Below are 10,169 nucleotides of genomic sequence, written 5' to 3'. Positions count from 1 at the left end.
TAGACAGGTAATGTCGTAAATTGCATAAGTGCAACGAAAGTGATTGGGGTTTGTTTAAGTTAATGACAGAACCGCGATTTTTTCAACACGTTAAGCTTATTCTTTGGTAGCAGTTGTCTGATATTTAAAATAAAAAAACGCATAGGTTTTGACACTATGCGCTTTTTTTTCAGTTGCTATTTTTTGTGCTGTTTTGTGTTTTTAGGCAGAACGTAGTTCTCGACGGAGTATTTTACCCACTGTTGATTTGGGTAGCTCTTCTAATATTGTGATTGACTTCGGAACTTTGTAGTTAGTTAACTGCGTCTTGCAATGTTCGATAACGTCTTCTGTCGATACATCACCAGATAGCGTAATGTAAGCACACACTCGCTCTCCTGTCTTATCATCAGGCTTGCCAACAACGGCCGCTTCCATCACGCTGGGGTGCGACGTTAGCACATCTTCTATTTCGTTCGGATAAACGTTGAAGCCTGAAACAATAATCATGTCTTTTAAGCGATCTACAATTTTAATTGCGCCAGATTCTGTACGAATACCGATATCACCGGTTTTGAAGAAGCCGTCTTCGGTCATTACCTTTGCCGTTTCATCATCCCGATTCCAATAGCCCATCATAACCTGCGGTCCGCGCACTGCTATTTGCCCCGACTCACCTTCTGAAGCTGGCTTATCATAACTATCAAGAAGCGCTACCTCAGTGTCTTCTAGCTCATGGCCGACTGTTCCTATTTCCTCTTTTCCTGGAATGTTGAATGAAACCACGGGCGCAGTTTCAGACAGGCCATAGCCCTCGGTGATGGTGTTACCCGTTACATCTCGCCAAATCGACACAGCTGCTTGGGTGAGCGCTGTACCGCCAGACATAGTGAGATGAAGATTAGAAAAATCGAGCTTTGCAAATTCTGGATGTCGTCCAAGACCGACAAATAGCGTATTTATCCCCATAAAGGCGGAAATTTTATGGGGCTTGAGTGTTTGAATGAAACCGTCGATATCTCTCGGGTTAGGGATAAGAATAATGTGCGTGCCCTTCGCAAATAGCGCCATCATACCGACCGTGAACGCATAAATATGATAGAGCGGCAACGGGCACACCAACACTTCTTCGCCGTCTTTAAAGCCTTCACCAATGCGATCAAGCATTTGAATACAGTTAGCCATTACATTTTTATTGCTAAGTGCTGCGCCTTTAGAGACGCCGGTCGTACCTCCGGTGTATTGCAGCATGGCGAGCTCGTCTAACGCTATTGAAGGACGAGAGAACGAAGGCAGTGCACTTCCTACTTCAATTGCTTTGCTAAAAGAAACCGTCCCGTCAAGCGTTGGCGCTGTACTAGGGTCTAGCAACTCTGTTGCCGAAGTCGTAATGACTGTCTCGATACCAGTGTCATCTTTAATGTTGGTAAACTTAGGAAGTAAGTCACTTAAAATAACTAAGGCTTTTGCCCCGCTATCGGTAAACTGATGCTTCATCTCCCGCTCAGTATATAGCGGATTAGTATTTACTACGACAAGACCTGCACGGAGTGCGGCATAAACGACAATAGGGTTTTGGATAAGATTGGGAAGCTGAATGGCCACTTTTGTACCAGGAGTCAGTTTTGCTTCGTGTACGAAATAACGTGCTAACGCAGACGACTTACTGTCGATATCGGCAAACGTGAGAGTTTGTCCAAGAGCCGTATATGCAGGTCTATCTGCGAACTTCTTTAAAACACTTTCAATATAGTCGGCTAGGCATGTCACATTATCTGGGTAAGTTATCATGTTGCTTATTCCTAATAAGGCAAAGGATGTAAGGTATGCTCCTTACATTAGCAAACTTAACTTTTTATTTACATCAGTGTTGGCTTATTTAGTAGTATAAGTTTTGGTTATTGATGGTGGCTGAAACTATCACTGAATTGGCGATAGAGAAACCCTGAACAGACGCCTGCAAAACATTGAGCCGCAAGTCCTAGTGTCGAGCGAGCACCTGCAATAAGGGTGACATTTAAAATAGGCTGCATGGCTAGCAACATCAGTAGGAAAGAAAGGCCACCTGCAGCAGCGAAGAGAACCGTTCGGCTAGTGCTGTTCGCGCTTTTTGCGTCGTTAAGGCCTAGACGGTTGACTATTAAGTGCGTTATTGAAAAAGCTAACAGCAAAGTTACGGCAATAATAGCACCGTAAGTGGGTAAGAGACCTATAGCGTCCTGCCATATCATGGATAGCCAATCGTTAACGTTTAACTCGACGCCAATTTGAACCAAGCCCATCAAAACAGAAATTGAATGAAATAGACTTGCAAGTAGGAAACCGACTGCCCAAGATGGGACAAAATGAAAAATAGCGCGGCGAGTTAAGTGTCTCATGTATCACATTCCGAGGTTCGTCTGTTATTACCATGTATTAACTATCGACAAAGCGCAACAAGAACACTGAATGTAGTTATATTGTGCTTAATAACCAAGCATATCTTTATAGCTTAAATTAGCTTAGCTAAGGCCTTCGAGGACAATAAAAATGGAGTTAGAGCGTATCGTAAGAAAGTTTTTGGTTTTTGCGTTAGCTAGTGGAGCGTTTTCGCATGTTCTGGCGTCAAGTCTCGCTTCTGACGCTCGTGTCGAGCCCACACGTAATACCCAAAAGCATGCGGTTATAAGCGATGAGCCGGCGTCTTTAAAACGTTTTGCTAGTAACGTAGTAACCGAAGACTTGGTAACCTCGATAGCGTTTCCAAAGGCGTTAACAACCTTTGTAGACCAAGAGAAAGCAACTACGCATCTATTAATAGTAACAAGAGACGGTGAACTCGTTATTGTTGATAATAACGGTGAAGCATCTAAGTTCTCTTTGGCTCTTGATAACTTATATACAAAAGGGCAGGGAGGTGTGCTAGATATTCTTATCCCTTCCCAGTTCCCCGCCAATTCCACTGTATTGCTTAGTTATTCCAAGGGTAGTGATGATGCTAACCGTCTTGCTGTAGTAAAAGGTGAGCTTTCTCTCACTTATGGCATTAATAATATTGAACCCGTAATTGAAGTAGCGCAAACAAAAGATACGCCTGTGCACTATGGCGGGAAGCTTCTTCAGCTTAGAACTAGTGATGCAAGCCAAGAACAGGGCTTCCTAGTCACTACCGGTGACGGATTTGATTACCGAGAGCAAGCACAGGTTGTTAGCTCACAGTTAGGTAAAGTGCTAGGGTTTACACTATCAGGTGAACCGTTAACGAATCCTTCTTTCTCTAAAAGCCCTTATGTATACACTTTGGGACATCGCAACCCTCAAGGGTTAGTGCAGGGGCCTAAAGGGCAAATATTTCTGCATGAACACGGACCTGATGGCGGCGACGAAGTGAACCTACTTCAAAAAGGCGCGAACTACGGTTGGCCAGTCGTTACGTTAGGGAAAGACTATTCAGGTGCAAGAATTTCACCTTTTTCAACTTACCCAGATATGACAGACCCCATTGTGGACTGGACACCGTCCATCGCGCCGTCATCTATGGTTTACTACGCGCATGATCAGTATCCAATGTTGACCAATACATTACTAGTTACCAGTTTGAAAGCGAAAGCCTTGTATGCGGTCAATAAAACTTCGAATAAGTATGTTTCTACAAAGATTTTTGACGCATTAAAAGTAAGGTTAAGAGACATCGCGGTCGATGGTGAAGGCAACCTTCTTCTTTTGACCGATGGGGAAAGTGCCAAGGTGATAAAAGTCTCACCCAGACAGAACAAAGCACAATAAAAGATCAATAAACTGAAATTTTGTTTCAAATTTGATGGTAATTTGAACTGGTCTCACCATAAACAGAATGAATCTTTGTCATAAGTACAACACTATTATTTATCTTTATTGGTCAAACCATTCTTATCGAAGATGATTTTTATCTACCGTTATTATTTATTTAAGTGTTTGAATTTTAAAGTTAAAGCTAATTTTAATTAAAAAGTCATTTCTAACACCTATGCTTTATGATGTTTATTTTACTTTGGTTTAAGCGGCTGTATAACCAACTGATTACTTTCAGTCATTACGTAACTGCTAAAAATCAGTTAAAATATCCCTCATTTTTATATGCGTATAGCTAAGACCGACTTAACACTACGCCCAAGTAAAACTAAGACCGAGAGAACTATATGAGTTTGTATTCAGAATATCTGGCAGAGATCGAAACCCGTAAAACGGAATTAGGTCTTAACCCTAAGCCAATTGACAGTGCAGAACTGCTGTCTGAAATTATTGCTCAAATTAAAGATACAACAAACGAGCACCGCGAAGACTCTCTAAAATTCTTTATCTATAACACCTTGCCAGGAACGACGCCTGCCGCTGGTGTTAAAGCACAATTTTTGAAAGAAATTGTACTTGGCGAAGAAAAAGTAGAAGAAATCACGCCAGAGTTTGCACTTGAGCTACTTTCACACATGAAAGGTGGTCCGTCTGTAGAAGCACTTCTAGATCTTGCTCTTTCTGATGATGAAGCCGTTGCCAAGCCTGCAGCTGAAGTGTTGAAAACTCAGGTTTATCTATACGAAGCCGATACTGAGCGTCTTGAAACGGCATTTAAAGCAGGTAACGCGATTGCTAAAGACGTGCTAGAAAGCTACGCAAAAGCTGAATTCTTTACCAAGCTTCCTGACGTTCCAGAGAAAATCGAAGTAGTGACCTATATCGCTGCTGAAGGTGATATCTCAACTGACCTTCTTTCTCCAGGTAACCAAGCGCACTCTCGTGCAGACCGTGAACTTCACGGCCAGTGCATGATTTCTCCTGAAGCGCAGCAAGAAATTGTTGAGCTAGGTAAAAAGCACCCTAACGCAAAAGTTATGCTTATTGCTGAAAAAGGCACAATGGGTGTAGGTTCTTCACGTATGTCTGGTGTGAACAACGTTGCACTTTGGGCTGGTGAGCCTACAAGCCCGTACATTCCTTTTGTAAACAAAGCGCCAATTGTTGCGGGTACTAACGGTATCGCACCTATCTTCCTTACTACTGTAGACGTAACTGGTGGTATTGGTCTTGACCTTAAAAACTGGGTTAAGAAAACAGACGAAAATGGCGAAGTGGTTCGCGATGCAAATGGCGACCCAGTGCTTGAAGAAGCTTACTCTGTTGCAACTGGTACGGTACTGACTATTGATACCAAAGCGAAGAAGCTTTTCAACGGTTCAGAAGAACTGGCTGACGTATCTGCCTCATTTACACCTCAGAAAATGGAGTTCATGAAAGCGGGTGGTTCTTACGCTGTAGTATTCGGTAAGCAGCTACAATCTTTTGCTGCACGTACACTAGGTGTTGAAGCGCCAGCAGTTTACGCGCAATCGAAAGAAGTTTCTCACGAAGGCCAAGGTCTTACTGCTGTAGAAAAAATCTTTAACCGCAATGCGGTAGGCGTAAATTCAGATGCGCCGCTTCACGCGGGCTCTGACGTTCGCGTTAAGGTTAACATTGTAGGCTCTCAGGACACCACTGGCCCAATGACCTGCCAAGAACTAGAGTCTATGGCGGCATCAACTATTTCACCTACTGTTGACGGTGCATACCAGTCTGGTTGTCACACGGCGTCAGTATGGGATAAGAAAGCACAGGCTAACATTCCTAAGCTAATGTCATTTATGAACAACTTTGGCGTAATCACAGCACGTGACCCTAAAGGCGTTTACCACTCAATGACTGACGTTATTCACAAAGTGCTTAACGACATCACGGTAGACGACCGCGCCATCATCATTGGTGGTGACTCGCATACTCGTATGTCAAAAGGTGTAGCATTCGGTGCCGACTCAGGTACGGTAGCACTAGCGCTTGCGACAGGTGAAGCGGCAATGCCAATTCCAGAGTCTGTGAAAGTGACCTTTAAAGGTAGCATGAAAGAGCACATGGACTTCCGTGATGTGGTTCACGCTACTCAAGCTCAAATGCTTAAGCAATTCGCTGGCGAGAACGTGTTCCAAGGTCGCGTCATTGAAGTGCAAATCGGTACTCTACTTGCTGACCAAGCGTTTACGTTCACTGATTGGTCTGCAGAAATGAAAGCGAAAGCGTCAATTTGTATCTCTGATAACGAGACTATGGTTGCGTCACTTGAGCTTGCTAAGAGCCGTATCCAAATCATGATCGACAAGGGTATGGATAACGAAGCGAACATGCTTCAGGGTCTAATTGACCTTGCTGACAAGCGTATTGCTGAAATCAAGTCTGGCGAAGTACCAGCGCTTGCACCAGATGACAACGCTAAGTACTACGCAGAAGTGGTTATCGACTTAGACCAAATCGATGAGCCAATGATCGCTGACCCAGACGTAAACAACGAAGACGTATCTAAGCGTTATACCCACGACGTAATCCGTCCAGTTTCTTATTACGATGGTAAGCCAGTAGACCTAGGTTTCGTGGGTTCTTGTATGGTGCACAAAGGCGACATGCAAATTATCGCGCAAATGCTGCGTAACCTAGAGAAGCTTAACGGCTCTGTAGAGTTCAAAGCGCCACTTGTTGTTGCGCCACCTACATACAACATCGTTGACGAGCTTAAAGCAGAAGGCGACTGGGAAGTACTTGCGAAATACGCTGGCTTCGAGTTCGACGATGCTAAGCCTAAAGAAGCAGCGCGTACTAAGTACGACAACATTCTTTACCTAGAGCGTCCTGGATGTAACCTATGTATGGGTAACCAAGAAAAAGCTGAGCCGGGCGATACCGTAATTGCTACCTCTACACGTCTTTTCCAAGGTCGTGTTGTAGCTGACTCTGCTGAGAAGAAAGGTGAATCACTACTAGGCTCTACGCCGCTAGTAGTACTTTCAACGGTTCTTGGTCGTTTCCCAACGACAGAAGAGTACAAGCAAGCAGTTGCAGGCATTGACCTAACTAAGTTTGCTCCACCTTCTGAAGACTTGGCAGTTAAGCCTAAGTTCGAAGCAGATGTAGCCGTTAAGCGCGTATAAGCACTTACCGCTAAACAAGACATTAAAAAGCCCCAACCATGGTTGGGGCTTTTTTATACCCGAAATAATGGGGTCAAAGTACAAAATAATGGGGTCAGAGTACATAAACTAAGAAGATTGGGGTCAGAGTACATTTCTTTGAAACCTACTCTGCTTAAATGCCGAAAAATGTACTCTGACCCCATTTATTTGTTATTCGGCGTCGGTTGCTACGAGTTCGTCAAGTATGCCAAGTAGTAGTTTGGTGCCGGTGCCAGAGGCTATTGCGTCAAATACATTCTCAACATTTTTACCGTGCTGACCGCCCGCTAAGTCGCTAATTGATCGGATAATTAACCAGTCTACGTCGTTAACAAAGCTCACCTGTGCAACGGTCGCTGATTCCATTTCCGCAACATCAGCCGTGTAAACGTCACGCAGCCACTCACGGTATTTAGCGTTGTCTACGAATACTGAACCTGTTACTCCATTTCCACCTATATCAACCAGTATTTCCTTACCTGATGGCATAGTGATAGGCGGGATCTTTGTGAGCGCGCGTTTTGCCATCTCTAACAATGCCTTATCGGCAGTGAAATAAGGCATTCGTCTGCGGGTGTCCCAACCCTCTTTAACTACTGCCACCTCGGTAGGGTGAATAAAACCAATGTTTTTGTAGTTGGGTGCGTGCTTATCTGACTCCCGTCGTGCTTTGTAATACTCAAGCTGTTTAGCGTAATAGTCCGGAAGCTCGTAGGCGTTGGCGTCATCTTTCTTCGGGTTGATATAGACTGACTCGTCGTGAAAATACCAACGTTCAGGTACTGCGATATCGCCAGGCGTGTATTTGGGGTTTATGGCCCCTGCGATACCCATCATAACCAGCTTATCAATAGGGAAGTAATCCAACGCCATCTGCACAGTCATTGCTGCGTTGGTAATACTGACCCCCGTACTAAATACAACAATGGGCTCACCTTTGTAGGTGCCTAGCTGGTACTTAACCCCTTTAATATAAACCGTTTGCGTAATTTGAGCGTCGTCCATAGTCGCAAACGCGGTGTCAATGGCTTCAATTTCTGGCTCGTAAGCAGCAACCACGGCTGTCCATTTGTTTGTAACATTGGAAAAATCTTTTGGACCATATTGGCTGCTATCTTCTTTAGCGAGACACGAAAACGATATACACACGAATAAAACAAAACTACTTAAGCGCATAGTGACCTTATTTAACCTATTTATGCACCAAACAGGTGCGGACAATGAAAAAAGAACGAGTCTAAAGGCCTTGGAGTGCTATAGGCAAGGCTCAAGACAACAATATTAAATATGTTGGCAAGGTTCGGGCCAATAATAGGGGCAGAGTCGCGACTCTGACCCTATTTTTGTCATGCAAAATCGCTGTTTAGTACTTATACTGTCTTATCAACTGTTTATCTTTAGAACGCTAATGTCGCAGCAGTACACCACAGCAACTGAATCTTTTGGCGAAGTCACCATGACCTTGCGAGGCGCAGGGTTTAAAATTTTGCTGGTTTTTTCTCTACTGATACTCGTGGTTATTGCTATTAAACAACCCGATAACGTTTATGTGGCGTCGTTTTTCGGTCTCTCGTGGTGTGTTATATCTGTAGTAGGTCTCACCTTTCCTAAAAAACAGGAGCTATTAGCAAAGTTATGGGCCTTACTCACGATTCCAGTGGCCCCTTATTTGGTCATAAGCAATGGACTTATGCCCGCAGCCCTTGCACCTATTGCCACCATATTTCCTATTTTGTTGCTTTCTAATAGCTGGAGAGGTGTTGCCATGGTGGTGCTCGCAAGCTGCACTTTTCTGGTCCCTTTCTACGATAAACCCTACGATGAAGGTCTTTGGTTAAGGTTATGTCTAACAAACGTGATTGTTTCCCTAATCATCTATGTTTTAGCGAGCCAATTGGAGAAAGCTTTACTAGAAAGTAAAAAGAAAACCCTCGAGTTAAACCGAGCGCTCGAGAACGAAAAGCAAGCGTCGGCTGCACAATCACGATTTCTTGCCACCATGTCACACGAGATTCGCACGCCATTAAACGGTATTTTGGGATTAACCGATGTAGTGCTATCTCATGAGGTATCGGAAAGTGCACGGCCTAATCTGGAGAAGATTCAGCGTTCAGGGTTATCGCTTAACCGTATTTTGAACGACATATTAGATCTCTCTAAACTGAACGCAGGTAAGCTCGCGCTGGAGAACATTCCTTTTAATCTAAAAAGTACTGCGAAAGATTGTGTGGCGTTTTATGCGCAATTGGCGCAAAACAAAGGAATTTCATTGCGAATAAATGTAGACAAGGCATTGAATACGAATGTGGTGGGTGATGCTACTCGCCTCTCACAAGTGTTAAACAACTTAGTGAGTAACGCGATCAAGTTTACACATAAGGGCAGTGTAACCCTCGGGCTATCGAAAGGTGAAGCTTCGAAGACCCACCAATTTATAAGATTTTCGGTAAAAGACACGGGAGAGGGGATTGACGTTGATGAACAAGAGCGCGTATTCGACGCATTTACCCAAGCGAACAGCAGCATAAATCGCGTACACGGAGGTACTGGACTTGGATTACAGATAGTAAAAAGTTTAGTTGAAGCAATGGGCGGCACCGTGTATCTAAAAAGCGCTGTTGGCCAGGGGAGTGAGTTCTACTTCGAATTACCGTTTGAGATTACAGATAGTGTAATTGGCACTAAAGAACAGAACAGCACACCGTCGTTTTCAAGCCTTACTGTTTTGGTTGCAGAAGATAATGACATTAACCAAGTTGTCGCCAAATCCTTGTTAGAAGACACAGGATTAAAAGTCGTGATAGCAGATAACGGCAAAGAGGCAGTGGAAGTCGCACAAAAGCAGCATGTCGACCTAATTTTAATGGACCTACACATGCCTGAAATGAACGGCTCTGAAGCCGCTCTAGCGTTGCGACAAGCAAACATCACTATTCCCATTATAGCGTTCACTGCCGCGGTAGTTGCCGAAGAAATAGATAAAGCACTAGCATACGGGATGAATGGATATCTCACAAAACCCGTCAATAAAACGGAACTACACGCTGTACTGACAAAATATTTGGGCGGAGAAATGTCTACAGAAAGTTCCTATATTGCTAAAGAGGCTTATACAGAGTAACGTGGGTTAAAGGTGTCGAGATTCCAAATAACCCCCTGTTTTAGAAAAATTAAAATTAAAACGCGCTTGCTCCTATTAAG

At 43.8% G+C, this 10,169-nt stretch carries 6 protein-coding genes; 3 read left to right on the top strand and 3 right to left on the bottom strand.

The window, feature by feature from the left end:
• Positions 1-201: 201 nt before the first annotated feature.
• Together ACYX4N_RS17700 and ACYX4N_RS17695 are read right to left on the bottom strand one after the other, a co-directional pair.
• On the bottom strand, positions 202-1,770 hold the full coding sequence (locus ACYX4N_RS17700; RefSeq protein ID WP_474808677.1) for an AMP-binding protein: 1,569 nt from the start codon (positions 1,768-1,770) through the stop codon (positions 202-204).
• A gap of 107 nt (positions 1,771-1,877) precedes the next feature.
• A complete protein-coding gene (locus tag ACYX4N_RS17695; protein ID WP_476054971.1) occupies positions 1,878-2,357 on the bottom strand; it encodes a hypothetical protein in 480 nt (159 codons plus the stop codon).
• Positions 2,358-2,508: 151 nt separating this feature from the next.
• On the opposite strand from ACYX4N_RS17695, the gene ACYX4N_RS17690 reads away from it, so the two are divergent.
• Both ACYX4N_RS17690 and ACYX4N_RS17685 read left to right on the top strand, forming a co-directional pair.
• On the top strand, positions 2,509-3,744 hold the full coding sequence (locus tag ACYX4N_RS17690) for a PQQ-dependent sugar dehydrogenase (protein ID WP_476054970.1): 1,236 nt from the start codon (positions 2,509-2,511) through the stop codon (positions 3,742-3,744).
• A 392-nt stretch (positions 3,745-4,136) separates the two neighbouring features.
• Positions 4,137-6,947, top strand: a complete 2,811-nt coding sequence (locus ACYX4N_RS17685; protein WP_474808671.1) for a bifunctional aconitate hydratase 2/2-methylisocitrate dehydratase — start codon at positions 4,137-4,139, stop codon at positions 6,945-6,947.
• A 192-nt stretch (positions 6,948-7,139) separates the two neighbouring features.
• Here ACYX4N_RS17685 and ACYX4N_RS17680 read toward each other — a convergent pair whose 3' ends face one another.
• A complete protein-coding gene (locus ACYX4N_RS17680) occupies positions 7,140-8,144 on the bottom strand; it encodes a 5'-methylthioadenosine/S-adenosylhomocysteine nucleosidase family protein (RefSeq protein WP_476054969.1) in 1,005 nt (334 codons plus the stop codon).
• Between the two features lie 232 nt (positions 8,145-8,376).
• Here ACYX4N_RS17680 and ACYX4N_RS17675 point away from each other — a divergent pair, with 232 nt between their 5' ends.
• Positions 8,377-10,089, top strand: coding sequence for an ATP-binding protein (locus ACYX4N_RS17675; RefSeq protein WP_476054968.1), 1,713 nt, complete (start codon positions 8,377-8,379; stop codon positions 10,087-10,089).
• Positions 10,090-10,169 lie beyond the last annotated feature (80 nt).

This window comes from Alteromonas sp. ABH4_452 (genome assembly GCF_056311825.1).
This window is presented reverse-complemented; position numbering and strand designations above follow the sequence as displayed.

What these genes read in the sequence shown, in the direction of transcription:
- ACYX4N_RS17700 (WP_474808677.1), bottom strand. Translation starts at nt 1,770, where the DNA reads ATGATAACTTACCCAGATAATGTGACATGCCTAGCCGACTATATTGAA.
- ACYX4N_RS17695 (WP_476054971.1), bottom strand. Translation starts at nt 2,357, where the DNA reads ATGAGACACTTAACTCGCCGCGCTATTTTTCATTTTGTCCCATCTTGG.
- ACYX4N_RS17690 (WP_476054970.1), top strand. Translation starts at nt 2,509, where the DNA reads ATGGAGTTAGAGCGTATCGTAAGAAAGTTTTTGGTTTTTGCGTTAGCT.
- ACYX4N_RS17685 (WP_474808671.1), top strand. Translation starts at nt 4,137, where the DNA reads ATGAGTTTGTATTCAGAATATCTGGCAGAGATCGAAACCCGTAAAACG.
- ACYX4N_RS17680 (WP_476054969.1), bottom strand. Translation starts at nt 8,144, where the DNA reads ATGCGCTTAAGTAGTTTTGTTTTATTCGTGTGTATATCGTTTTCGTGT.
- ACYX4N_RS17675 (WP_476054968.1), top strand. Translation starts at nt 8,377, where the DNA reads ATGTCGCAGCAGTACACCACAGCAACTGAATCTTTTGGCGAAGTCACC.